At 44.5% G+C, this 24,488-nt stretch carries 22 protein-coding genes; 9 read left to right on the plus strand and 13 right to left on the minus strand.

Features of this window, described 5'->3' with window-relative positions; all coding sequences use genetic code 11:
• Positions 1-28: 28 nt before the first annotated feature.
• Positions 29-2,842 (plus strand): glycoside hydrolase family 3 C-terminal domain-containing protein, encoded by a 2,814-nt coding sequence (locus AB4517_RS03630; RefSeq protein ID WP_372147905.1) that lies wholly within the window; start codon positions 29-31, stop codon positions 2,840-2,842.
• Between the two features lie 88 nt (positions 2,843-2,930).
• Here the strand turns inward: AB4517_RS03630 and AB4517_RS03635 are convergent, their stop codons facing one another.
• The 5 genes from AB4517_RS03635 to AB4517_RS03655 form a co-directional block, all read right to left on the minus strand.
• Positions 2,931-3,836, minus strand: coding sequence for a MalM family protein (locus AB4517_RS03635; RefSeq protein ID WP_061038885.1), 906 nt, complete (start codon positions 3,834-3,836; stop codon positions 2,931-2,933).
• Between the two features lie 176 nt (positions 3,837-4,012).
• Complete coding sequence (locus tag AB4517_RS03640) at positions 4,013-4,750, minus strand: dienelactone hydrolase family protein (RefSeq protein WP_372147906.1); 738 nt, start codon at positions 4,748-4,750, stop codon at positions 4,013-4,015.
• A gap of 216 nt (positions 4,751-4,966) precedes the next feature.
• Positions 4,967-5,896: a 1-aminocyclopropane-1-carboxylate deaminase/D-cysteine desulfhydrase gene (locus AB4517_RS03645; protein ID WP_372147907.1), complete on the minus strand. Its 930-nt coding sequence runs from the start codon at positions 5,894-5,896 to the stop codon at positions 4,967-4,969.
• Positions 5,897-6,023: 127 nt separating this feature from the next.
• Complete coding sequence (locus tag AB4517_RS03650; protein ID WP_372147908.1) at positions 6,024-7,322, minus strand: sensor histidine kinase; 1,299 nt, start codon at positions 7,320-7,322, stop codon at positions 6,024-6,026.
• Positions 7,319-7,996, minus strand: a complete 678-nt coding sequence (locus AB4517_RS03655; RefSeq protein ID WP_017062034.1) for a response regulator transcription factor — start codon at positions 7,994-7,996, stop codon at positions 7,319-7,321. Before AB4517_RS03655 ends, AB4517_RS03650 begins: the two co-directional genes overlap by 4 nt.
• A 125-nt stretch (positions 7,997-8,121) precedes the next feature.
• Between AB4517_RS03655 and AB4517_RS03660 the strand changes: the two genes are divergently transcribed.
• Genes AB4517_RS03660 through AB4517_RS03670 form a run of 3 tightly spaced genes read left to right on the plus strand, consistent with a single transcriptional unit; the run spans position 8,122 to position 11,076 of the window.
• Positions 8,122-9,141 carry a glycosyltransferase family 2 protein gene (locus AB4517_RS03660; RefSeq protein WP_017062033.1) on the plus strand — a complete coding sequence of 340 codons (1,020 nt, stop codon included), beginning with the start codon at positions 8,122-8,124 and terminating at the stop codon, positions 9,139-9,141.
• The gene (locus AB4517_RS03665) at positions 9,138-10,625 is read left to right on the plus strand and encodes an ArnT family glycosyltransferase (protein WP_372147909.1); all 1,488 of its coding nucleotides are present in this window, start codon (positions 9,138-9,140) and stop codon (positions 10,623-10,625) included. Before AB4517_RS03660 ends, AB4517_RS03665 begins: the two co-directional genes overlap by 4 nt.
• On the plus strand, positions 10,612-11,076 hold the full coding sequence (locus AB4517_RS03670; RefSeq protein WP_136973593.1) for a GtrA family protein: 465 nt from the start codon (positions 10,612-10,614) through the stop codon (positions 11,074-11,076). Before AB4517_RS03665 ends, AB4517_RS03670 begins: the two co-directional genes overlap by 14 nt.
• Before the next feature lie 85 nt (positions 11,077-11,161).
• Here the strand turns inward: AB4517_RS03670 and AB4517_RS03675 are convergent, their stop codons facing one another.
• Positions 11,162-13,552: a YgiQ family radical SAM protein gene (locus AB4517_RS03675; RefSeq protein WP_372147911.1), complete on the minus strand. Its 2,391-nt coding sequence runs from the start codon at positions 13,550-13,552 to the stop codon at positions 11,162-11,164.
• A gap of 237 nt (positions 13,553-13,789) precedes the next feature.
• Here AB4517_RS03675 and AB4517_RS03680 point away from each other — a divergent pair, with 237 nt between their 5' ends.
• Both AB4517_RS03680 and AB4517_RS03685 read left to right on the plus strand, forming a co-directional pair.
• Positions 13,790-14,470 carry a hypothetical protein gene (locus AB4517_RS03680; protein WP_017062029.1) on the plus strand — a complete coding sequence of 227 codons (681 nt, stop codon included), beginning with the start codon at positions 13,790-13,792 and terminating at the stop codon, positions 14,468-14,470.
• Between the two features lie 132 nt (positions 14,471-14,602).
• Positions 14,603-14,803 carry a DUF4250 domain-containing protein gene (locus AB4517_RS03685; protein WP_004736508.1) on the plus strand — a complete coding sequence of 67 codons (201 nt, stop codon included), beginning with the start codon at positions 14,603-14,605 and terminating at the stop codon, positions 14,801-14,803.
• Positions 14,804-14,942: 139 nt separating this feature from the next.
• Here AB4517_RS03685 and AB4517_RS03690 read toward each other — a convergent pair whose 3' ends face one another.
• Positions 14,943-15,854 carry a LysR substrate-binding domain-containing protein gene (locus AB4517_RS03690; RefSeq protein ID WP_017062028.1) on the minus strand — a complete coding sequence of 304 codons (912 nt, stop codon included), beginning with the start codon at positions 15,852-15,854 and terminating at the stop codon, positions 14,943-14,945.
• A gap of 280 nt (positions 15,855-16,134) precedes the next feature.
• Here AB4517_RS03690 and metE point away from each other — a divergent pair, with 280 nt between their 5' ends.
• Positions 16,135-18,498, plus strand: a complete 2,364-nt coding sequence (gene metE, locus AB4517_RS03695) for a 5-methyltetrahydropteroyltriglutamate--homocysteine S-methyltransferase (protein ID WP_372147912.1) — start codon at positions 16,135-16,137, stop codon at positions 18,496-18,498.
• Positions 18,499-18,606: 108 nt separating this feature from the next.
• Here the strand turns inward: metE and AB4517_RS03700 are convergent, their stop codons facing one another.
• From AB4517_RS03700 to AB4517_RS03725, 6 genes are all read right to left on the minus strand, one after another.
• Positions 18,607-19,002, minus strand: a complete 396-nt coding sequence (locus AB4517_RS03700; RefSeq protein WP_029224201.1) for a GspS/AspS pilotin family protein — start codon at positions 19,000-19,002, stop codon at positions 18,607-18,609.
• 1 nt (position 19,003) lies between these two features.
• The gene (locus AB4517_RS03705; RefSeq protein WP_004741234.1) at positions 19,004-19,300 is read right to left on the minus strand and encodes a YciI family protein; all 297 of its coding nucleotides are present in this window, start codon (positions 19,298-19,300) and stop codon (positions 19,004-19,006) included.
• 195 nt (positions 19,301-19,495) lie between these two features.
• A complete protein-coding gene (yciA, locus tag AB4517_RS03710) occupies positions 19,496-19,894 on the minus strand; it encodes an acyl-CoA thioester hydrolase YciA (protein ID WP_009846426.1) in 399 nt (132 codons plus the stop codon).
• A gap of 188 nt (positions 19,895-20,082) precedes the next feature.
• On the minus strand, positions 20,083-20,649 hold the full coding sequence (locus tag AB4517_RS03715) for a septation protein A (protein ID WP_017061509.1): 567 nt from the start codon (positions 20,647-20,649) through the stop codon (positions 20,083-20,085).
• 133 nt (positions 20,650-20,782) lie between these two features.
• Positions 20,783-21,031, minus strand: a complete 249-nt coding sequence (locus tag AB4517_RS03720; protein WP_017069991.1) for a hypothetical protein — start codon at positions 21,029-21,031, stop codon at positions 20,783-20,785.
• A 285-nt stretch (positions 21,032-21,316) separates the two neighbouring features.
• Positions 21,317-22,204 (minus strand): LysR substrate-binding domain-containing protein, encoded by an 888-nt coding sequence (locus AB4517_RS03725; RefSeq protein WP_017063534.1) that lies wholly within the window; start codon positions 22,202-22,204, stop codon positions 21,317-21,319.
• A gap of 181 nt (positions 22,205-22,385) precedes the next feature.
• On the opposite strand from AB4517_RS03725, the gene hisC reads away from it, so the two are divergent.
• Together hisC and AB4517_RS03735 are read left to right on the plus strand one after the other, a co-directional pair.
• A complete protein-coding gene (gene hisC / locus AB4517_RS03730) occupies positions 22,386-23,528 on the plus strand; it encodes a histidinol-phosphate transaminase (protein ID WP_372147914.1) in 1,143 nt (380 codons plus the stop codon).
• A 10-nt stretch (positions 23,529-23,538) separates the two neighbouring features.
• On the plus strand, positions 23,539-24,312 hold the full coding sequence (locus tag AB4517_RS03735) for an ABC transporter substrate-binding protein (protein WP_017061505.1): 774 nt from the start codon (positions 23,539-23,541) through the stop codon (positions 24,310-24,312).
• The last annotated feature ends 176 nt before the right edge of the window (positions 24,313-24,488 follow it).

Consider the following 24,488-nt stretch of genomic DNA (forward strand, 5'->3'; position numbering starts at 1 on the left):
TCTAAGTAAAAAAATAGTAGGACTTTAAATGAATACTGTGGAAATTCTCGAAGCACAGAAGCAGCTTGCACCCATAAGTCGACAAGCGGCTACTGAGGGCATTGTGCTACTAAAAAATAGTGATTCAATATTGCCATTGCAGGCTAGTGATACGGTGTCTCTTTTTGGTCGCTGTCAGATTGATACCTACCGAAGTGGCACTGGATCTGGTGGAGCTGTGAATGTCCCTTATTCCGTTAATGCATTACAGGGCTTGTATGAGAATCCAAACATCAATCTTAATCTCAGTTTGGTGGAGGTATACAAACGTTGGGTCAAGGACAACCCGTTCAATGACGGAGGAGGTGGTTGGGCAGCAGAACCTTGGTTTCAAGATGAAATGCCTCTTTCAAATTCAGTTGTGATGGATGCCGTTGCCAAATCTAACAAAGCCGTTATTTTTATCGGTCGAACGGCGGGTGAAGATCAAGATAATGCACAGCAGCAAGGCAGTTACAATTTAACCGCGCTAGAAATACAAATGTTGGAGAAAGTGACAGAATATTTTGATGATGTCATTGTGATACTGAACGTGACCAACATAATCGATATGTCATGGACAAGTTCACTTAAAGGTTCTGCTGCGATTAAGGCTGTTCTGTATAGTTGGGCCGCAGGTATGGAAGGTGGGCATGCTTTAGCTGATGTTTTATCAGGTGATGTTAGCCCGAGTGGACGTTTGACCGACACTATTGCGCACTCTTTATCTGATTATCCTTCCAGCGCTAGCTTCGGAAATAAAGAGCGTAATCTGTACCAAGAAGATATCTATGTCGGGTATCGGTATTTTGAAACTTTCAATCCTAAAGCTGTTCAATTTGAGTTTGGTTTTGGGCTGTCCTACACCCGCTTTTCCAATCAATTAAATGCATTGACGACTCTTGGTTCCGGCTCTGAACAAGAGTTAGTCTTCGATATTGAAGTTAAAAACATAGGCGAGAAATACAGTGGTAAGGATGTGGTTCAACTGTATGTTGAATCGCCTCAAGGTCACCTTGGTAAGCCTTCACGAGCACTGATCGGTTTTGTGAAAACACCGACCTTGGACCCGCAAGATACGGTGTGTTTGACTATTTCATGTCCTCTATCTTCCTTCGCATCATTTGATGACTCCGGTAAAACGGGACACCCAAATAGTTACGTACTTGAAGCTGGAGAATATCACTTTTATCTAGGAGGAAGTGTTCGCCAGGCAAAGCTTGTTAGTGAGAGCGTTAAAATAGAAGAGCTGTTAGTTGTTGAGCAATTAACGGAAGCACTTGCTCCTGTCACCGGATTTAGTAGGTTGATCCCAAAAGGCAACGAGGAAAATGGTGTTTACAGTTGCGATTACGAATCTGTGCCGCTGCGAACTATTGATTTGAGTAAACGTATTCTGAGTGAGCTTCCAAGCTCTATTCCTCTTGGTGAAGATACGGGCATTCGTTTACTGGATGTTAAGCAGGGGCGAGCGAACATTGACGAATTTATCTCGCAAATGACCGTAAAGCAGTTAGCGACAATTGTTCGTGGGGAAGGTATGTGCAGCCCTAAGGTGACGCCAGGTACTGCTGCTGCTTTTGGGGGTGTTTCGCCGAGCTTATTTGATTTAGGTATCCCTGTCGTTGCAGCTGCTGATGGTCCGTCTGGTATCCGAATGGACAGCGGACATAAAGCATCTCAAGTCCCAATTGGTACATTATTAGGCTGTACATGGAACCCAGAACTGAATGAGAAACTATTTCATTTAGTGGGGAAAGAGATGCAAGCCAATCATATTGATACGTTGCTTGGTCCTGGGATTAACATCCACCGCCACCCTTTGAATGGTCGAAATTTTGAGTATTTCTCAGAAGATCCATTTCTCTCAGGGGTAATAGCTGCATCTCAAACTCTTGGTCTTAAAGCTGCAGGAGTATCTGGCACAATCAAGCATTTGGTGGCGAATGATCAAGAAACGTCACGGTTTGATGTTGATAGTGTTATATCTCAAAGAGCACTTCGTGAGATTCATCTGAAGCCTTTTGAAATAGCGGTAAAACAAGGAGGAGCTTCGAGTGTTATGACCTCCTACAACCCTATTAATGGTCACTGGGCTGCATCCAATTACGACCTCAATACTACGATTCTTCGTGGGGAGTGGGGTTATAAAGGGATAGTGATGACGGATTGGTGGGCAAAAATGAATGACCCAATCAAAGGTGGCTCTGAAAGTCGAAGTTACACATCCTTTATGCTTCGCTCTCAAAATGATCTTTATATGGTTGTTGAGCATGATGGTGCGGAAAATAACGTGTCGAATGACGATACGTTACAGGCGCTTGAAAACGGAACGTTGAGCTTAGGGGAGTTGCAACGAAGCGCGATGAATATTTGTCGTTTTATTATGGACTCTCCAGCAATGGGTCGCCCATTAGTCGCTTTTGATCCAGTTAAGAGCTTTGAGGCGACCCAAAATCTTAATAAACAACAGAGTAAAACTGATGGAGACTTTTGCTCTCTGACGGCAGAGCAACATGCAATAGTATTACCACTTAATATCAGAGAAAACCGTAGCATTGTTTTGGAAGTTAAACAGGCTGGTGTGTATCGATGTGCAGGTATTGTTAACTACGATAGTGGCACTTTGGCTCAATCTGCGTGTAGTTTAAGTCTCAATAACGTGTACGCGATGTCTCTATCAGTGAATGGTACTAATGGCGAGACAGTTTCAGTTGAGGGGCTCTCCGTTAAGCTTGATAAAGGCTTTTATTCTTTGGATATTGAATTCATCAAATTAGGCTTAGAATTGGAGCAATTAGTATTTTCGTTTATGCCTGAATAGGGCTAAGGGATAACAGTCGTTTATTTAACTCTCGTTGCTCAAAAAAGAGGTAAAGTGAGAGAAAATAAACGACTACTTTGAGGTTGAGTTATTGTGCTTTTTGATATTGCTTCATCGCGTCAACAAAGGAGTTTCGCATCCCTTCGATTCCTAATCGCTCAGATTCTTCAACGTAAGTCAGTGCTGCACTAAAATCTCCAGATGAAACCGAGTTTTCTATAAGAGTTTGATAAACCTCTTTCTTATTCAGTGTATTTTCCGTTAATAAATCTGATTGGGCTACGGTTGATTCTGGAATAATTTGTTGAACTCGCTTTTGACGGTTTTGTTCTTCAACAACGGTGGTTACCGCTGTGAATTTAAAATCAAAGGAGACTTTCCCGATTGCAGAATGAGGGATGGCGTAGTCCGTGTTATGAGCGATGTTTGCCTGGATATCACCAGAACGTATCGCCATATCACTTGGTTTTTCGACAGGAGTTGTTTCCGCGAGTGCTTCGCTGGTTGTGAATACGACCAAGTAAGCAGGAGCCTCGCCGTTTAAGTAACGTTCTTGCAGTTCGATTTGCGCGCCATATTGTGCACCATCAAGCAGGCTAAGTGGTTGGTACTTAATACTTTCATTGCCAATGACATCTAGCGGCTGGTAATTTTTGTCTAAGACTAAAAGTGACGGAACGAATGCTGAATAACTAGCATTTGAAGTCACTGAAAAACGAATAGCATCTAGTGTTGCAGGAAGCTTTAGCCCTCCAGCAAAGGATCGGCCCGATTTGAACTCGATCTTAGGGCTTGCTGTGGTGATCGAAACAGATGTTTCTTCTGGGTTCGTAACGCTTTGATATTGAATTGTACTCAGGTTTTCACAGCAGTTTTCGTTGTTCTGTAGTGACTCTAGCCCCGGAGAAGTTTTGTGGTAGCTAACCGGTGACTCTGTCACTGTTGAACAGGCGCTTAGTGCGAATACCGCTGGTAGAATTGCTAAATATTTCATAATTTCTCACAGTTAAAAAAGCATATCTGATTCAGAGTGCCTGATTGATAATAGAGATACACTACAAGAAAGCGCTTTCTTTTTGAGTGACGAACACCAAATTTAAAGAAATAGTCGCTAATAATTAGTACGAATTAGGTAACAGGCTGCCGTTGGGCTGTTACCTAGATTGAAAGTTAACGAGATACCGAACTTAACAACTGAGTAAAGCGTTGCCATGATTTTTGGTCAGCTTCATGTTGATAGTTATTCGATCCGAATACTGTGAAGGCGTGTGGCGCACCACTATAAGTGATCATCTCATGCGGAACTTTGGTTGATTCAAGTTGAGCGGCGAGGCTTCCAAAGTCGTGCATTGAAATCATGGCATCAGCCGTGCCGTGGAACACGACTACGGGAGCTTTAGTCTGCGAGTAGTCTTGGCCTTTTGGTGTTGATAAACCGCCATGGAAGGTTACGTAAGCCTTCGAAGGAATTCCCGCACGAGCGGCTTCCAATACAGCAGCTCCACCAAAGCAGTATCCCATTATTACGTTGTTATCTAAGTTGCCGCCAAGTCTTTTCGCTTCCATGGCTCCTGCGTTGAGTAGCGCACGCATTTTCTCTCTGTCTTTGTACAGTTCACCTGTGTGTTGTTTTTTGTCTTTCACTTCGGTTGGGCGAATGCCTTTACCAAACAGGTCGATAGCGAACACGTTGTAACCGAGTTCGTTGAGCATCTCAGAACGTTTCTTTTCGTAATCGGTTAAGCCATCCCAATCGTGTATTAGCAGTACTAAAGGTGCTTGGTCACTGGCCTCACTCCAATAACCTTCGTAATCCATACCATCGACTTGGTAAGTGATGTTTTCTCCTGAAATCGCAGAGAAGGGCAGTAAAACTGAAAACAAGCCTAGCGTGGTGAGTGTTCGCATGCGTTATTCCTTTCGATGACAATTGACGTTCCAATCGAAAGTATAGATAACGCGATGATTCTCGCCATATTTCTGTCTCTAACTTGAAATGTATGGCAGGGATAGCCGGTGGCTATTGCTGATGAATAGCCATCGAGAGGGAGTGCGATGGCTGTTTTGTGATGTTTTCAGCTTACCAAAACTTGAATAGCTAAGCTGGGGAATAAAGGAAAACAACTACCAAGATGCGTTGGTTTTGCTAATGCTCATCTCTGGATACTTACGCTGATAGCGTGGCAACATCGATTCATTGCCTAAGATGCCACCTTGATGGATATAGATGACGGTTTTGGTTGGGTTGTCTTGTTGCCATTGTTCCAAGCATTGCCACATCAAAGGGTCATAGAGCAGGTCAAATTCAATGTCGGTTTGCTCTTGTAGATCCAACCAGGTTTGATAATCCTGCTGATACAGCTTACCGAAATGGTGCTTGGTTTTGAGCGGTAAGATCTGTGGGTGATCGGATTCGCCAAGTTCATTGAATTGTTGCGTTAAATAGTCATTACCGCCAACACACGCACAGGTTAACACCGGGATGTTGTGCACTTTTAAATGCTTATGCAGATACAGAGCCGTACTGCCGGTGCCTGCTGGTAGTGCAACCAAGAAATCGTGTTTGTTTTCGAAACGCGTCCAGCTGAGTATCTCCATCGCCAGTTGCTTCACGCCATATTCAGAAAGCTGAGAGCGTCCACCTTCAGGCAATACAATGCACTGAGAATCTGGCTGTCTTATTTGCTCAATATACTCCTGAGGGTGAAGCTCAGAGCCCGTCTCTTTGACTGAAATCACCTTAGCGCCTAAGTCTACAGCGCCACGGTAATTGCCGATTGGACGTTCTTTTAGCCATTGAGGAAGGTGATCAACGTAAAACTCAAGCGTCCAGCCTTTAATTTTTGCAAGTGCAGCGAGCGAGAATAGAGAGTTAGCTTGCGCAGAACCGTAGCTTATTAGAGTGGTGATGTTTGGGTGATCGTCTTCCAGTAGCTTCATGAACTTTCGCGCTTTATTGCCACAAAAGTGAGAGTGGAGCTGATCGTCACGCTTCAAGAAAAAGGTGTGGTCGTTGTATTGATGTTGAGTTATAGGGCTATTATTTAGTTTCATCGCACTTAGACAAAACGCTGACTAAGAAGCCAGCATTTTTAGTTCAAATAGGACTAACAAGTATCTAGTAGCCTGCAAGTGCTGTAAACCAACTAAATCAAGTTTTCGTTCGATATTGAGCCTCGAACTATGAATTCATTTGCTCTGAGATTGATGCGGATATATCGGTTTGAAAGGTGATTTTAGCGGTACATCCACCACAGCTGCGATTGACCAATTCAAAGCCCCACTGGAAGCGTTGACACAAGTCCTCGACAATCAATAAACCTAATCCATGACCATTCGGATTGTATTGTTCCTGAAGGCCTTCACCTTGGTCTTCAATCACAATACTCTGTTCGGACAGGGTAACCGTGACAGTGCCACTATTGGTCGCTGCAATGGCATTCCTCAATAAATTGCCGACCAACATATTCATGATCGCGCTGGTGGCTTGAATGGTCGGCTCTGATTGAATGTGTAAGGATATCTCGACTTGCTTCTCATCCGCCTGTAATGAATTCTTGGAAACGATAGCTTCTAACTCTTGCTGACTAAACAAGCGCAGCGGTGCATCGTCACTGTTTCTTTCATAACGAACTAAACCAAGCAGTGCATCGACCATTTCAGACATTTGAACAATGGCTTCATCAATACGTTCAACCTGACGAGATTGAAATTCGGTTGTTTCGCTTCTCAGTAACAGTTTGTTGGCACCACGAGCAACAGTCAACGGAGTTCTTAGTTCATGACTTGAGTAGCGTGCGAAAGCTTGCTCGCGTTTTACTAGAGAATTGATTTCTCTTCTGTATTGATTGAGTTGATCCGTCAACTGACGAAACTCCACCGCCGCATCGTCATTCACTCCAAATTCTTCGTTTAGATTGAGCTTATTGGATTCAAGCTGTTCAGACAGGGAGTTGAAGGGCTCAATCAGCCGTTTAGACAACCGATAGAGCAGAGCTCCGAAGCTGAATATTAGAATAGAGAGAAGGGCTAATACAAATGTGGTGGCATAAACGAGCTCAAAGACACTAAGCTCGACACGGTCTATTTCAGAAAGCAGAACAATAGGGTGAGTTCTACCTTCATGAGTATACTCGCCTACATAGACCATGCGAGATTCTGGATCTTCACCGACCTCACCAATGAAATTTTCTTTGCCTTCAATATACTTTAAATACTTTTTCGGTAGATAGGAAAGATCGTTGTAAGCGATAGTCAGGTCATCAATACGAAGCTCTCCACTTTCACCTGACTGGAATAACCCGACTGCATAGTTGCGGTCAATTAGGATGCGTCTTTCACCCACGCGGTCTTCCGACAAGTACAGGGCTGTGATAAATACCACATAGACAAATGCCGACACAATTACGGCCATTAACCCAAAGAAAACCGCTAAGCGGCCGGTTAGGGTTTTTGTGCTTGTAAGAACATTTGAAATCAATTCGATGGCTCCAATCGGAAGCCAACTTTAGGCACCGTAATTAACATCTGAGTGTCGAAAGGCTTGTCGAGTTGATTACGTAACTGATAAATGTGACTGCGCAACACATCATTGTTGGGTTCGTTTTCTTCCCATAACTTGTAGGAAATAGCTTCACGAGTGACTACTTCAGGTGCGCTTTGGCACAGCATCTCAAGTATGGTGTAAGTGGTTGGGTTGAGCGCTAGTAGTTTATCTTGGCGGTAAGCTTTACGGGTTTTTTGGTCGATGGTGAGTTCATCGAACTGAAGTTTTGAAGAGGCGACTTTTCCGCGGTAACGACGGACTAACGCGTTCATTCTTGCTTCTAGAATATCCAAATCAAATGGCTTGGTGAGGTAATCATCGGCACCGTGTTCAAAGCCTTTCAGCATATCTTCTCGGCTATCTAACGCAGTCAGCATCAAAATAGGTGTCGCGTTACCTTGGTCTCGCAGTTTATTACAAACCGTTAGGCCGTCCATTCTCGGTAACATTAGATCCAATATGATGATATCAAATGAGTTTTCCAACGCGAGTTGTAGGCCAAGTTCACCGTTGTCTGCGTAATCGAGTTCCATGCCAATACACTCAAAATAATCAAACAAGACACCTGCAATTTCACGGTTATCTTCGACTAATAGAACTCGTTTCATTTTGATTCTCATACAGAAATAGACAGTAACATTATCCTGAGTGAGCGTGAAAAATATGTCAATAACATAACTTTCACTTATGGGAGGGTAGATTGGCTTCAGATTAAAAAATAGAAGAACGTATTATGTCTGAACTTCATATTAGCCGCCCTAAGATATCTACATCGCAGATCAATCCTGCGGTCTCTTTGTCTATCATTGTGCCTTTTTACGATGAACAAGAGGTATTGGAAGAGTTCCACTCTCGCCTTACCAAGGTGCTTGATAGCTTACCGATCACGAGTGAGATTGTTTATGTCGACGATGGCAGCAAAGACAACAGCTTGGACTTGGTGAGTTCATTCACTTCAATCAATAGCTCAATTTCTGTGATTGGTTTAAGCCGTAACTTTGGTAAAGAGTCAGCCATGAGTGCTGGTCTTGAGCATTGCCGAGGACAAGCGGTGATCTTGTTAGACGCAGACCTGCAAGATCCGCCGGAGCTGATCCCACAAATGGTTGCCAAGTGGCGCGAAGGCTATGACGTTGTGAATATGCAGCGTAGCCAACGTGATGGTGAAACGTGGTTTAAGAAGTTTTCAGCAGCAAGCTTTTACAAAGTCATGAACGTGGCAGCGAAGATCGATGTTCCAGAAAATGTCGGTGATTTCCGACTGTTAAGCCGAGAGGTTGTCGACCATATCAACCAACTGCCTGAACGTAACCGTTACATGAAAGGCATCTTTTCATGGCCAGGTTTTAGACAAGCAACGATTCAGTTTAAGCGCGACGCTCGCTTCTGTGGCGAGACCAAGTGGAACTACCTGAAACTCATCGGATTGGCGATGGATGGCATCACATCATTTTCTATCCGCCCACTGCGTATTGCGACGGCCGTTGGTGGATTAGTGGCGCTTACTGCTTTCGTGTATGGCGTCTTCATCGTGTTCAAAACCATGATGTTTGGTGAGCCTATTACGGGCTACCCGTCAATGATGGTGGTTCAACTTGCCCTTGGCGGCATTCAACTTCTGAGTATTGGTTTAATGGGGGAATACATAGGTCGTATTTTCATCGAAACCAAGAACCGCCCTTTGTATCTGATCCAATCGGTGGTCGATACCCCTGCATTAAAAACGCATTTTAAATTAGAGGAGTCAGCATGAGCCTGAACCGAACGCACCTATGGTATTTGTTGGCTTTTGCATTGGTTCTAAGGCTCTTATCTCTGGCGACATACCCTTTAATGGACACTACGGAAGCGCGCTACGGTGAGATGGCTCGCTTGATGGTAGAAACCGGCAATTGGTTAACCCCTCAATTTGATTACGGCATCCCTTTCTGGGGTAAGCCTCCGATGTTTACCTGGATGAGCGCGATTGGCATTGAGCTGTTTGGTTTGAGTGAGTTTGCTGTGCGTGCGCCACACTGGTTAGCAGGTTTTGCGACGATTTTGTTGGTTGCGTACATGGCTAAGCGCACCGGACAAAGTGCCTTGGTGGCGGCCGTGGTATTGGCGACATGTGGGATTTTCTCTATCGCGGCGGGTGCTGTTATGACTGACATGGCATTAACGTTAGCGATGACCATAGCCATGTTAGGTTTCTACCTATGTTGGTTAGGAGGAGAGGGTTCGAAGGGAGAAGGGAGCGCGAAGACTAATCGGTCTTGGGGCTATGTCGGTTTCATTGGCTTAGCACTAGGCTTGCTGGCAAAAGGGCCGGTAGCGATTGTGATTATGGGTATCGCCGTTTTCCCTTGGTTAGTATTGCAACATGGATTTTTTGGCGCTTTTAAAGTGTTATGGCAACGCTTTCCACTGTTGTCAGGCTTAGGCGTGATGCTGGCGATTGCCTTGCCTTGGTACATCATGGCTGAAATGGCAACACCGGGTTTTATTGATTACTTTATTGTTGGCGAGCACTTTAAGCGTTTTGTTGTGAGTGGCTGGGAGGGCGATTTATACGGTTCTGCCCATGACCAAGCAAGAGGCATGATCTGGTTGTTTTGGCTTCAAGCGGCTGCACCGTGGTCGATTGTGTTGCCTATTTTGACTTTCGCCCGTCGTAAGAAAATCGCAGAAGTTAACGCTGAACATAATGGGTTATTTTCATTCCTTGTGTGTTGGTTGGTCTCTCCTCTAATTCTTTTCACTATGGCGGGTAATATTCTTCCAGCTTACGTCCTACCGGGTATTCCGGCGCTTGGTTTGCTGGTGGCAATGCTTGTGGTAGAAAAAGATAAGAAGTGGTTCTCGAGTGTGGCTTTAGTGTTACCTGTGTTGCTAATGATTGCGATGGTCTACCTCAACCTAGGCAAAGCGAACGAGAAAAGTGACCGTATTATCTTCGAGCAGATCACGGATGAAGCGCCGAGCTTTTACATCGGTAAACGACCGTTCTCTGGGCAATTTTACAGTCATGGACAAGCGAAAAAGCTACTTGATGTTAAGCAGTTAGATGGTATCGACAAGTTCTATCTGATTGGTAAAAGAGCGGAAGTGGAAACCAAGATTAAAGACAATGCGTTGACCTGTATTTTAGAGCCGACGGTGAAGATCAAGCGCGCTCTATTTAGTTGTCATAGCCAAAACATCAAACCAAATCTATCGTTGAGCCATATTCGAAGTGATGGCGATGTTCAATTTTAACTCGTCATCGAGACTGTTTAGCCACAAGTTCGACGTGCTAAACCAAAAACTACAACCTCATCATAAGATGATTAAATTCGCTATGGTGGGGGCGGGTGGCTTTGTTGTCGATTGTGCCGTGTTTGCGTTGCTGCATTACGTTATTGGGCTGCCGTTAATGAGTGCTCGAATTGGCTCTTTCATCGTTGCAGCAACGACAACCTGGTTTGGAAATCGAGTGTTGACCTTTGAATTCAAAGGGCAGGGGAATTGGTCCGAAAAGCTGATTCAATGGCAAAAGTTCATGTTCTCTGCATCAATATCGGCGATACCTAATTTGCTGTGCTTTAAGTTGATGACTGAATTGCTGCCTGCATTTACTGGGGCAGTGTTTATCGCAATGGCGGTTGGCATCTTGGTGGGCATGGTCAGTAACTATTTGCTTAGTCAGTATTGGGTGTTTGCTCGTTAGGCTATCTTGTAACAGACACAAAAAAGCGCAGCTAAATAGCTGCGCTTTGTGTTTTTACGATAGCGAAGTCAATCGGTTCGCGATATTAGCGTTGTGCTGCGCGCTGGCGGTTCTTGCCGTTACTTGCAGGTTTGCCACCTTGACCATTGCCCGCTTTGTTACGGTTTGGTTTGCCATTTCCGCCGCCATTACCTTGCGATTGCTGACCTCCAGGGCCTTTCTTAATAAAGCCAGTCGCTGGTTTACGACCATTGCCATTACCGCCACCTTGGTTAGCATTGCCTTGGCTACCGTTGCCGTTACCAGTCGGCTTCTTGCCACCCGGTTTCTTACCAGAGTGGTTACGTGGGCTTTCGCCACCAAGACCTGGCTGAGACTTGCTGTGCTTAGTAGCAAAGCGCTGTGAACCGTGACGACCAGACTTACGACGTTGTGCTGGTGTTTGTGCATCAAAGTCTTCTGCTGGTACTAGGCAGTTTGCTTTGTCACCAATTAGGTGCTGTTTACCCATGCTGATCAGTGCTTCACGGATGATTTTCCAGTTTTCAGGATCGTGGTAACGAAGCAGTGCTTTATGCAGACGACGTTGACGATCACCTTTCGGCACAGGAACATCTTCACGCTTCTTATATTTCACGCGTTTCAGAGGGTTAGTCTCTGAGTAGTACATCGACGTTGCATTACACATTGGCGATGGGTAGAAGTTCTGTACTTGGTCACACTCGTAGTTGTGCTTTTTCAGCCACATTGCTAGGTTAAGCATGTCTTCATCTTCTGTGCCCGGGTGAGCAGAGATAAAGTAAGGAATTAAGTACTGTTTCTTACCGGCTTCAGCGCTGTACTTCTCGAACATCTCTTTGAAACGATCGTAAGTGCCCATGCCCGGCTTCATCATCAGATCCAGTGGGCCTTTTTCAGTATGCTCTGGAGCAATCTTCAAGTAACCACCAACGTGGTGAGTCACAAGCTCACGAACGTATTCTGGAGATTCAATCGCTAAGTCGTAACGTACACCAGAAGCGATCATGATCTTCTTAACACCCGGTACTTTTCTCGCAGAGCGGTACAGGTCGATAGTGTGTTGATGGTCTGTGTTTAGCTTTTCACAGATTTTCGGGAACACACATGATGGACGACGACAGTTAATTTCAGCTTTTGGATCTGAACAACCTAAACGGTACATGTTCGCCGTTGGGCCGCCCAAGTCAGAAATAGTACCTGTGAAGCCCGGTACTTTATCTTTAATGTCTTCGATCTCATCCAAGATCGATTCTTTCGAACGGTTCTGAATGATGCGACCTTCGTGCTCTGTGATTGAACAGAAAGAACAACCACCAAAACAACCACGCATGATGTTAACCGAGGTTTTGATCATGTCGTATGCTGGGATTTTCGCTTTGCCGTACATCGGGTGCGGAACACGCTTGTACGCAAGGCCAAACACGTAGTCCATCTCTTCTGTGGTCAATGGAATAGGCGCTTGGTTAATCCAAAGCTCGCGATCACCGTGACGTTGAATCAGAGCACGACCTGAGTACGGGTTTGTCTCAAGGTGCAGAATACGACTAGCGTGAGCGTAAAGAATACGGTCATTGTTTAGCTTTTCGTAACCTGGGATACGAACCGCTGTAGTTTTTGCATCGTGACGAGAAGGGCGAATAGTAATAGGTTGCGCTTTTACTTCTTCTTTTTCGTCTTTCTTGGTATCACACTGAGTTTCAACTTCGTACGGGTTAACCGGAACATACGCTTTGTTCGGCTTTTCGATACGAGAAGAGTCAATGATCTTGAAGCCTTCAGGGGCCGCAGGAAGATTGATAGCAGTACCGCGGATATTGGTCAGCGTAGACATGTCTTCACCATCGGCAATGCGGTGTGCTACTTCAACCAGTGCACGCTCAGCGTTACCAAAAAGAAGAATGTCAGCTTTTGCATCAAACAATACAGAGCGGCGAACTTTATCTGACCAGTAGTCGTAGTGAGCTACACGACGTAAGCTCGCTTCAATACCACCAAGCACGATTGGCGTGCCTTTGTAAGCTTCACGACAACGTTGAGAATAAACCAGAGTTGCACGATCAGGACGCTTGCCACCTTCATTGTTCGGTGTGTAAGCATCATCGTGACGTAATTTGCGATCAGAGGTGTAGCGGTTGATCATGGAATCCATGTTACCCGCTGTGATGCCGAAGAATAGGTTAGGTTTACCTAGCTTCATGAAGGCATCTTTATTGTCCCACTTTGGTTGAGCAATAATGCCCACGCGGAAACCTTGAGCTTCAAGCAGACGGCCGATGATAGCCATACCAAAGCTCGGGTGATCGACATAAGCGTCACCAGTTACAATAATAATGTCACAGCTATCCCATCCAAGAGCATCCATCTCCTTTCTACTGGTAGGCAAAAAGGGTGCAGTTCCGTAGCACTCGGCCCAGTATTTTTTGTGTTCGTGAATAGGAGTGATATCGCTGTACATATTTCAACCTCTGATTTTTGAGGCGGGAATTATAGCGGCATGAGCCTAGACTAGCCAGTAGAACATGCCCCTGTTAGTTCTGGTGTCTTTCGTCTTTTTACGGTAAATGGCGACAAAAGAACCATACAACAGCATAGTTGAAGCCTTGAATAACGTCGCTAATTTGTGATTTTGATTAGTGTTCGCAGCAGTTTTTGATATTATTCGCGAAAATAAGTCTGAAGAAGTAGATCCACAATGGTCGAAACGTTATTAGTACAATTTGCTCCGATGCTTTTAGGAGCCCAACTGATCTTAACCCTCATCTTGGTGAAAGGGGATATTTGTCCGGGGCAGCGTGGTCGTATCCACAAGATGTTACCTGCGATTGGCGTGCTGTGGCTTGCCGTTGCCTCAGTAAAAATTGAAGCCTTTCTGGTCGTGTTTGCGATCTTTTATTTCTATTCTCAAGTTCAAACTAAGAAGACACGCGATTCTGGCCCTATTTGGGTGATGTACTTAGCTTGTGGTTTAGCGCTGTCTTACGTGGCTATTCAAGCGACGGAACAAGCAACTACCGTTGGTATCATCACTACTGTATTGCTAGTGGCACTGTTAGGCTCAGCGTTTGGCCATTTACTGCTGACGATTGCAAGAACACGCTTACAGGCATTTCACCGTGTTCTGCCTGTTGTTGGTGTTTTGACGGGCATGTTGGTGGTTTTGGCAACAGTCGTGAGTGTCTATTCTTTGTCTGAAGCTCAACTAGAACCAGTGATTTCAACGCTACTGTTCAGCTTTGCTTTGCTAATCTCAGCTATCGTGGTGTGGTGTTGGCATCTACTGTTCGTTAAAACCCCGGAAAAACTTCAACTGACGGTTTCGTTACTGATGTTATTGGCTGCGGCTGTGGGTTTAACGCCAGTGTGGGCACTTTAATCGCGCACTTTCATTAATTACGTGCGCTCATTAATCACGCATTCTCTTTAAGAAGTGTGATCAGTTTTTTAGCATGGCCTTGGTAAGCGTTCTAAACTTAATTTTAGTCGGTGTGTTCGTAAGGAGTACGAGATGGATTTAAGCAACGTCAAAGGTTTCGATAGCATTATCTTGCTGGGAATCGTGAATGAGAAACTTCGCCTAGAGTGCGATAGCTTTGAAGAGCTGATCAGTATGTATGAAATGGATATAGAAAGTGTCGTGGGCAAGCTCGATATGCTTGGCTATCAATACGACCCATTGACTAACCAGTTTAAGTCTTATCCAAGATAGTCTATTTTCGCGAATCAACAGATATCGAAAATCATCGATACTGAAACTAAAAAGTCACAGATTATCTGTGACTTTTTTTGTTTCTGGCGTTTGCCTTTCCGATTTAATACAGGCTTAAGCTAGCTCAATAATGAACCTCTTAAACGACCTCAATACCATCTAAGTGACTCTTACTTTGCTGTCTTGCTGTGCTAAAGAAAGCCTGCAGGTAACGTTTGTCTTTTTCTGAGTTTCTTACCGCTGCAAACAGTCTTCTTGAAAGCCCTTTACCTAACGGCTTGCTTGCTATCAAACCTTGTCTTGAGAACTCACTGATCGCCCAGTTGGGTAATGCCGCCACACCTAAACCCGCCGATACCATTTGCACCAACATCAAGGTGTTGTCTGCTTGTTTCCACTTCTTAGGTTCTACGCCTGCAGGCTGCAAAAAGTGTTTCACGACGTCTAAACGTTGTTTTTGAACAGGATAGGAGAGCATGGTGATCTCGCTAAGATCTTGCGGATCAATGCTCGCTTTATCGGCCAAAGGCGAGTTGATCGCGGTGATAAGACGCATCTCAAAATCGAAAAGCGGCTCGTAATGAACCTCAGAGCGAGGCTGTATATCAGAGGTGATCACCAAATCTAGCTCGCCTGCCATTAGCGCGGGTAGCGGCTCAAACCCAAAGCCTGACGAGAAATCTAGCGTTACGCTTGGCCAAGCCACTTGATATTCCTTCAAAGCAGGCATTAACCATTGGAAGCATGAGTGACATTCAATCGCCATGTGCAAACGACCATTCACATCCTCTTTCAGGCTCGCGAGTTCGTTCTCCGCTTTAGCTATTCTTGGCTGTATCTCATCGGCAAGCCTAAGCAAAATCTCACCTTCAGAGGTGAACTTAACTGGTCTAGTTTTACGTAGGAAAAGCTGACCACCGATACGCGCCTCAAGGTCTTTCAGTTGGTGAGAAAGCGCCGACTGAGTCAAGTGAAGAGAAGTTGCCGTCGCTGTTAGCGAGCCGCTGTCTCTTAAAGTAGTCAATGTTCGAAGGTGTTTAAGCTCTATCATGAGTTTTCCTCATATTCCCTAAGCCAATTCAATATTTCTTAATAATCACCCTACGGGGTTTTCTTTCATTTGTAAACGTCTAGATGTCCAGATGGATTTAATTTTTCAGCTTTAGATTATTCAAGATGAATATTTTTAATAAACAAGATGAATATTTGGACGTTGTTCATCGTTCAGATTAGGGAGATAGTTTAGCCATCTAGACGCCTTGTAAAGAACTTAAACCATAAGCTAGGCAGTTTGATCGAACACTAAAAATTATTGAATAAGGAACAGGTTCATGACTACGACAACGCATATTTTAGGCTACCCACGTATCGGCGAAAAACGCGAACTCAAATTCACTTTAGAAAAATACTGGCGCCGTGAGATTAACCAATCAGATTTAAAGCAACTCGGTAGCGAACTAAGAAATCGTAACTGGAATGTACAAGCTAAGGCGAATCTAAGCTTTGCAACTGCGGGTGACTTCGCATGGTACGACCATGTTCTAACAACGACGTTACTTCTAGGTCATGTACCTGAGCGTCACGCTGGTGGATCAGAAGGTGAAAAAGCCTTCCCAGATTTAGATACCTTGTTCCGCGTTGGTCGCGGTCAATCTCAAACTCAAATACAATCTCAAAGGCAGCCAACTTGTTGTGGCGCTAAGCACGGCTCTGAAAGCGCTAAAGATGGTGCAGCAGCATCAGATATGACGAAGTGGTTCAACACTAACTATCACTACATTGTTCCTGAGTTCAGTAAAGACGACACCTTTGAAGTGAGTTGGCCACAACTGTTTGACGAAGTGAGTGAAGCGATTAAAGCGGGGCATAAGGTGAAGCCAGTTCTTCTAGGCCCATTATCTTATTTATATCTCGGCAAGGAAGTAGAAGAGGGCTTTGACTGTTTAACTTTGCTTCCACGCTTGCTTACCGCTTACCAAGCGATTCTGGCAAAACTGGCCAAGTTGGGCGTTGAGTGGGTACAAATCGATGAACCTATCCTTTCTCTGGAACTTGAGACTAAGTGGGCAGATTCATTCAAATTGGCTTATCAGGTGATTCAAGGTGATGTGAAGCTACTCCTTACCACGTACTTTGATTCTGTGACTGACACGTTAGATAAAATCATGGAACTGCCCGTCAACGGCTTACACATCGATTTGGCTGCCGCACCCCAGCAACTCGATGAAGTGGTGAACAAGCTACCTGAAGATTGGGTGCTTTCTGCAGGAGCAATCAACGGACGCAATGTTTGGCGAGCAGACTTAGCCGCGCAGCTTGAGTTGCTGCAACCAGTGAAAGAAAAGCTAGGCGATAAACTATGGGTCGCAAGTTCATGTTCATTGCTGCATAGCCCAGTCGACCTTGAGTTAGAAGAGACGCTTAGCGAAGAAGTGAAGAGTTGGTTTGCCTTTGCAAAACAGAAAGTCACTGAGGTGAGCTTATTGGGTGCGGCGTTAGACGGCGACCAAAATGCCATTTTAGCGTGTGAGACGTATAGCCACCCGATTGTTGCACGCAAGAGTGCAACTCATGTGAATAAGCCGCAAGTTCAAGCTCGTATTAACACGATAACTAAAGCGCTAGCAGAGCGCACTGCTCCATACGCAGAACGTGCCGCGCACCAGTCTGAGGTGTTAGGCTTACCGCTGTTACCAACCACAACCATTGGTTCATTCCCACAGACAGGCGAGATCCGTGTTCAACGTAGCGCTTACCGCACTGGCAAACTGAGTGAAGCGGAATATAACACTGCATTGAAAGGCCATATTGCGGATGCCGTTAAACGTCAAGAAGCACTGGATTTGGATGTGCTTGTTCATGGCGAAGCTGAACGTAACGACATGGTGGAGTACTTTGCAGAAAACCTAGCAGGCTTTCAAACCACTAAGTTTGGTTGGGTACAAAGCTATGGCTCACGCTGCGTGAAGCCGGCGATTGTGGTCGCGGATATAGAGCGTGAGAAGCCGATGACCGTAGAATGGTCGACCTATGCCCAATCTCTGACCTCGAAGCAGATGAAAGGGATGCTGACAGGCCCAGTCACTATCTTATGTTGGACATTCCCACGTGAAGACATTTCACGCAAAGAGATCACTAATCAATTGGCATTTGCGCTGCGAGATGAAGTGTCTGATTTGCAAGACGCGGGCATCAACATTATCCAAATCGATGAACCAGCGATTCGTGAAGGTCTGCCATTGAAAAAGCGCGACCACGCAGAATACCTAGAGTGGGCGGTCGATGCCTTTAAGATCTCAGCGGCAAGTGCTAAACCAGAAACTCAGATTCATACCCACATGTGTTACAGCGAGTTCAACGAGATCATTGATTCAGTAGCCGCGCTAGATGCCGATGTGATTACCATTGAGACTTCTCGCTCGAACATGGAACTGCTGAAAGCATTTGAAGAGTTCAACTACCCGAATGCGATTGGACCTGGCGTTTATGACATTCACTCACCAAACATCCCGTCAGAAGAGTGGATTGTTGATTTACTTAAGAAAGCGGCAGAGAAAATTCCAGCGGAACGTTTGTGGGCAAACCCTGATTGTGGGCTGAAGACACGGAACTGGGCAGAAACAGAAGCCGCACTGACAAACCTTGTGTCGGCGACTAAGACACTGCGTAAAGAGTGGGAATCAGCTGAGGCATAATTCAGTCTAAGATTTTGATTGATCCGTTAATCCACGATGAACCACAACAAAGGCCTCGCATTTGCGAGGCCTTCTGGTTTTATACTTGTTCGAGTCTCGAGCTAGAATCTAGCTGCTACTTTGACACGTATCTTTACTGATCAGCTTCTCAACGATCAGTTGTCCGCGAGTGTTGCGAATCTTGATGTTGTAAGCCAAGCCCATGTCGAGGTTTGCTCTTACTTCAGAGTTGGTGCAGTAGCTATTCACACTCATGTCTACAACTTGGTTTAAAGGTTTAGCACCTTTTGCATCTTGGTTGTAGATCATCATGATTTCGATAACCGTGTTCTTTGCCAGCACGCGCATGACCGACAGTGGGCCATACTCAATCGGCAGGCCTGCAGATAAAACGCCAGCTCGGTGCTGCGCCATCATCTCTAGCTGTCTTTGTTCGTCTTGCTCACTTGAAGCACAGCCTGCAAGCAGAGCTAAAGCCAGTGAGCCAATAATCCATTTTTTCACGTTAAAATACTTTCTTGAATGGTTTTACAATCACATTTTGGTAAACGCCAGCATCAATGTACGGGTCAGCGTCTGCCCATGCTTGTGCATCTTCCAAAGAGTTAAATTCAGCAATCACAGTTGAACCTGTAAAGCCTGCTTCGCCAGGGTTATCTGAATCAATCGCTGGCATTGGACCTGCTGTTAACAGTCGGCCTTCATCGTGAAGTGTTTGTAGGCGTTCTAGATGTTGTGGGCGAACACTTAGGCGTTTTTCTAATGAATTTTCGACGTCTTGAGAAAAAATCACGTACCACATATTGAGATATCCTTATTTTACTTCACTAAATTTGGGGCGTTTAAATTCGCTATCTTGCTAATTTACGCGAACTAATTGGTATTGGAAGGGCTAATGATAAGAAATTGTGAATTGGTGCGAGAGAGTTGTATGGTCTTTAGCTATTTCATTTGCTGAAACTAAAGACCACTTACATGAACGACTGAGTGAAAAGTCCTATTTATTGATAGAGCGAGGCTTACCACTTTCATCAACCGCAACGTAGTTGAATGTCGCGCCACAAACCTTGTAGCGGTCGCCGATACCGTGATCAAGTACAGGCTTAACCCAGACTTCTAGGTCGATATTCATCGAGCTGCGACCAATCTTAGTGCAGTCACCATAAACACACACAACATCACCCACTGAAACCGGCTGTTTGAACTCGATACTCGATACTGAAACCGTGACTATCTTGCCGTTAGATATCTCTTTTGCCAGTATGCCGCCAGCAAGGTCAAGCTGTGACATTATCCAACCACCGAAAATCTGGCCTGCTGCATTTGTATCAGAAGGCATCGCTAATGTGCGAAGAAGTAAAGAACCAATCGGGTTCAAAGTTGATTGAATAGTCATTGTCGTACTCTTAATGGTATTGATTGTTTTATATAAAAATAGATGTGTTTACGAGACTCGTGGTGGTCTAATTTTTAACGTCTTCACCGAACACAAATAATCAGCGGCCAATGATCACGAGTATCATTGGCCAATCGCATATTGATAATAATTGTATCAAATAGGGTATGAGGACTCATCCCTAAGGGCTATTTCTCGTCGGTATTTTTATCCGTTAACTCTTTCTGCTGGTCTTTTGGTAGATGCTTATAGATATAAACACCAGTGAGCAAGGTGAAGAGCAAGGTCGCGATGAGTAGACCAAACACTTTGAAGTTGACCCAAACATCCAACGGTAGGCTGAAAGCAACGTAAACGTTGAGAACGGCACATAGGGTAAAGAACAGCGTCCATGCCCAGTTGATCTTGCCCCATACCGAATCAGGCAGTGTGATCTCTTTGCCTAACATACCTTTAATCGCTGATTTGCCCATGATGTGACTGACCGTCAGGCCAATCGCAAACAGTGCGTAAACGATGGTGACTTTCCATTTAATGAAGTTGTCGTCGTGCAAGAAGATGGTCATGCCACCAAATACGGCAACCATTAGAAAGGTGATGACCTGCATTTTTTCGACTTTCTTGTAGATGAAATAAGTCAAAATAATTTGAACTGCAGAGGCAACGATCAAAGCGCCGGTCGCGGTATAGATGTCGTACATCTTATAAAGCGCAAAGAAAATAATGAGAGGAATGAAATCAAGAATTTGTTTCATGAGACACTGACTATCCAGTTAGTTGAGTTGCTGACAGTCTAACGAAAACTGTCTCGATGCTAAATAGCTCGAGACAATTGGGTGCCAATTAATTCAATCTAACCACTCATCGTGTTTAAAGAGTTGAAGCAGGTTATCGCATTGACGAGGTTTGATAGCGAGGTATCAGCTTTTTGATATCTTCAAGGTAACCTTCGCTCTTTAAGCTGTCTAAGGTGTTTTCGAGCTCTTGCTCACTCATGGCAAAACATGTCGATTTACCGGTCGTTAAGTCGAGATACTCGTGATATTCACGCTCTGTGAAGTGGCCAATTCTGTCCATTAATAGGGTTTTAATTCCATGGTGAATCAAGCCGTAATACGTATGTCTTTGTAAGGTCATAGCCTATCCTCCGTGACAAGCTGCAGTGAAACTGGTGCAACCTGCTGTATATTGGTTGGGTTATCTATGACAAAGCAACTCGAATGCCATTTTCTCCAACGGAACAGAATAAATTCCCGGCTAAATAGAATTGAACTTCTTTTCAAATAGTTAAAGGAAGGTACGTTCTATTCTCTGACAATCAATACGAAACAGACATCAAATAGTTTCATTTTGAGAACGGAAAAATTCTCATTATGACGCTCTCCTGCCGCTTATAAAGAGGCCTACCAACAATGATTGCCGCTAATCGACGAGCCAATCAACAAGCGTAGATAAGGATGTATTTTGTCGATTCTTGGGTTGCAGCAAGAAGTAACCATTTCCAGAGAAAACACTGCCTTCACTCACTTTTACCAATCTACCTAAATCAATATCTTGCTTGGCCAGTGTGATGTCGCCTATGGCAATGCCAAACCCTTGAATGGCGGCGTTCATAGCTTGATCGAGTGTCGCGAATTGTTGGTTGTTCTTGCTTGAAAGGTCGTGGCTGCCTATGTGCTCTAACCAAAGTCGCCAATCACTTTGCTCATTGTTGGCGTGTAGCCAAGTGTATTGGGCAAGCTTGTGTGGCTTGATGATGGTCGATGCGTCGTCGACAAGATGGCTCTGTGTAATGCTTTGTGCTTGGCAAACGGGCGCTAGCTGCTCGTTAAACAATAATTGGCTGATAATCGATTGTTGGTTTGGCTTCTTACCATAGGTAATTACGGCGTCAAACGGATCAAAGCTTGGTTCGAAGACGTGCTTGATGGTCGACGTCAGTTCGACATCAATTTCAGGATAGGCTTGCTGAAAAGACATCAACTTAGGTAGTAGCCAAGAGGTAATACAGCTCGGTGCGTTGAGTTTGATCTTAGACGGAGAGCTAGCCACTTGATTGAGAGCCGATTGCAGCTGATGAATCGTTCCTTGTATCAGGGGAACCAGTTCTTCTCCTTTCGGCGTTAAAGACAACCCGCGAGCATGGCGATAGAAGAGATCACAGCCAAGGCTTTCTTCAAACGACAATACCTGACGACTCACTGCACCCTGCGTAACATTGAGCTCATGTGCCGCGCGTGTAAAGTTGAGATGCCTTGCCGTAGACAAAAACGCGAGTAAGGTTTTGGTTGAAGGAAGTGTGCGATTCATATCTTTACCTATGACTTTTTATCATGGATATTATGTGATTATTTCGATTCATTTATCAATAGTGTTCTGTTTGAATATAAATACTTAATCATCATTTGTGATTCAATATGTGTATAAGTCACATTTTTTGAATATGAAGGCAATGATGAAGACATTGTGATTTTGTGAAAGGGATAGCTTCTTGACATCTTTTATTGATAGCTTAGTGCCTCAGGCTGTAAAAAAATTAATACCTTATCAATCGGCAAGAAGAATTGGTGGTGATGGACGTATCTGGCTAAACGCTAATGAACTGGAAAGCTCGCTGTTTCAAGGAGAAGCAAGCCACAACCGATACCCAGACTTCTTACCACAAGATATTGCTAAGGCTTACCAAGATTACTGTGGTACTGATGCTGCGACTGTTGCTGTTCGTGGTGCAGATGAAGCGATTGATTTGCTGATCAGAACATTCTGTAAACCGGCGAGCGATAACATACTTATTTGTTCACCAACGTATGCGATGTATGAGTTTTGCGCTGATGCCTTGGCGATTAATACCTTGGACTCTCCATTGCAGGAAGACTTCAGCCTGAACGTCGCTGATATTGTGAATAAGGCAGAACTGGCGAATATCGTGTTTCTTTGCTCACCAAACAATCCAACGGGTAATGTGATTCCTAAATCTGATTTGATTCAGGTACTGGAGGGCACGATTGGAAAGTCGCTAGTGGTAGTCGATGAAGCGTATATCGAATTTGAACCACAAACGTCAGCCGTTAGTCTTATTGAACGCTATCCACATTTGGTTGTGATTCGCACCTTGTCTAAGGCATTTGGACTGGCTGCGGTTCGTTGTGGTTTTATCTTAGCGAGTCAAAATGTGATGCAGTATATCGCGAAGCTGATTCCACCTTATCCGATGCCAGACTGCTCATCGCAAATTGTGTTAGACGCGTTGTCTGATGAACGAGTCTCAGTGATGCAAGACGCGACGCAAAAGCTGGTTGAACTACGTAATTGGTTTGCTTGTGAGTTAACGCAGTTTGATTTCATCGAGTCTGTTTACCCTTCATCGACAAACTTCATTTTGCTGCGTCAAAAAGCTGGGCATCAAGTATTCAGTGTATTGGCGAAGGATGGCATTGTGACAAGGAATCAAAACCACGAACCTGCTTTGCGTAACTGTGTTCGAATCAGTATTGGTAGCCAAGAGAGCATGTTAGAAGTGATAACGTCACTAACAAGTTACCAAACCGAATTAGAAAAGAATCAACAAGGCAAACACATTCAACAATCTCAACATAAAGAAACTCAATCTCAACTCGATAAAGATCATATCTAGGATGGCAATGATGAAAAAGATAATACTAGGACTCGCTTGTGCGGCCGCTTTACTTGGTACAACGGTACAGGCGAAAGAAATCCGTTTGGCGTCAGACTTTACGTATCCGCCATTCAACTATAAAAACAGTGACGGTGTGCCTGTCGGGTTTGATATTGAGATAGCTGACGCCTTGTGTGAGCAAGCCAAACTCGATTGTACTTGGGTTTCACAAAGTTGGGACTCGCTAATTCCAAGTTTGTTGGCAAGAAAATCAGATGTGATCATGGCTTCGATGCGTATTACCGAAGAGCGTAAGCGCAAAATCTTGTTCACCGATAAGTACTACCAAACACCAGCTGTGTTTGTTGCTGCTAAGAGCGCCGAGTTTAGCATTGATGAGGCCGGCTTAGCGGGTAAAACCATCGGTGTTCAGCAAGGTACGATTCACGATCGCTACGTAACAGACAAGTTTGGTGATGTGGCAAACATTAAACGCTATACCGGCCAAGATGAAGTTTATCTGGATCTGCAAAATGGTCGTCTAGATCTAACCTTTGGCAACTCGGATCAACTGTCATTAGCTTTCTTAGATAAAAAAGAAGGTGAGGGCTTTGAATTTAAAGGTAAAGCAGTAACCGACAAAGCCTACATTGGCGAAGGTACGGCGTTAGCACTAAGAAAGCAGGATTCAAAACTGGCGAAACAATTCAATGCCGCGATTGAAGAGATCAGAGCGAACGGTACTTACGACAAGATCGCTGCTAAGTACTTCACGTTTGATATTTATGGCGCTGATTTGTAATTCGTTTAACGCCTAAAAACTAGAACACCAAAAACAAAAATCCGAGGGCTGTGAAGCTCTCGGATTTTTGTTACAAATAATTCGTCTTAGTAAGATTCCCACCGTTGTCTTTATCCCTGCTTATCCACTCTTGTTCCATACGCTCAGCCTAAAACCTCACCTCTACCACCTCAGAA

Source organism: Vibrio sp. 10N.222.52.C3, from assembly GCF_041474195.1.
In the GTDB taxonomy this organism is placed as follows: domain Bacteria; phylum Pseudomonadota; class Gammaproteobacteria; order Enterobacterales; family Vibrionaceae; genus Vibrio; species Vibrio crassostreae_C.

Coding starts and splice junctions, on each gene's coding strand:
- AB4517_RS03630 (WP_372147905.1), top strand. CDS start 29: ATGAATACTGTGGAAATTCTCGAAGCACAGAAGCAGCTTGCACCCATA.
- AB4517_RS03635 (WP_061038885.1), bottom strand. CDS start 3,836: ATGAAATATTTAGCAATTCTACCAGCGGTATTCGCACTAAGCGCCTGT.
- AB4517_RS03640 (WP_372147906.1), bottom strand. CDS start 4,750: ATGCGAACACTCACCACGCTAGGCTTGTTTTCAGTTTTACTGCCCTTC.
- AB4517_RS03645 (WP_372147907.1), bottom strand. CDS start 5,896: ATGAAACTAAATAATAGCCCTATAACTCAACATCAATACAACGACCAC.
- AB4517_RS03655 (WP_017062034.1), bottom strand. CDS start 7,996: ATGAAACGAGTTCTATTAGTCGAAGATAACCGTGAAATTGCAGGTGTC.
- AB4517_RS03660 (WP_017062033.1), top strand. CDS start 8,122: ATGTCTGAACTTCATATTAGCCGCCCTAAGATATCTACATCGCAGATC.
- AB4517_RS03665 (WP_372147909.1), top strand. CDS start 9,138: ATGAGCCTGAACCGAACGCACCTATGGTATTTGTTGGCTTTTGCATTG.
- AB4517_RS03670 (WP_136973593.1), top strand. CDS start 10,612: ATGTTCAATTTTAACTCGTCATCGAGACTGTTTAGCCACAAGTTCGAC.
- AB4517_RS03675 (WP_372147911.1), bottom strand. CDS start 13,552: ATGTACAGCGATATCACTCCTATTCACGAACACAAAAAATACTGGGCC.
- AB4517_RS03680 (WP_017062029.1), top strand. CDS start 13,790: ATGGTCGAAACGTTATTAGTACAATTTGCTCCGATGCTTTTAGGAGCC.
- AB4517_RS03685 (WP_004736508.1), top strand. CDS start 14,603: ATGGATTTAAGCAACGTCAAAGGTTTCGATAGCATTATCTTGCTGGGA.
- AB4517_RS03690 (WP_017062028.1), bottom strand. CDS start 15,854: ATGATAGAGCTTAAACACCTTCGAACATTGACTACTTTAAGAGACAGC.
- metE (WP_372147912.1), top strand. CDS start 16,135: ATGACTACGACAACGCATATTTTAGGCTACCCACGTATCGGCGAAAAA.
- AB4517_RS03705 (WP_004741234.1), bottom strand. CDS start 19,300: ATGTGGTACGTGATTTTTTCTCAAGACGTCGAAAATTCATTAGAAAAA.
- yciA (WP_009846426.1), bottom strand. CDS start 19,894: ATGACTATTCAATCAACTTTGAACCCGATTGGTTCTTTACTTCTTCGC.
- AB4517_RS03715 (WP_017061509.1), bottom strand. CDS start 20,649: ATGAAACAAATTCTTGATTTCATTCCTCTCATTATTTTCTTTGCGCTT.
- AB4517_RS03720 (WP_017069991.1), bottom strand. CDS start 21,031: ATGACCTTACAAAGACATACGTATTACGGCTTGATTCACCATGGAATT.
- AB4517_RS03725 (WP_017063534.1), bottom strand. CDS start 22,204: ATGAATCGCACACTTCCTTCAACCAAAACCTTACTCGCGTTTTTGTCT.
- AB4517_RS03735 (WP_017061505.1), top strand. CDS start 23,539: ATGAAAAAGATAATACTAGGACTCGCTTGTGCGGCCGCTTTACTTGGT.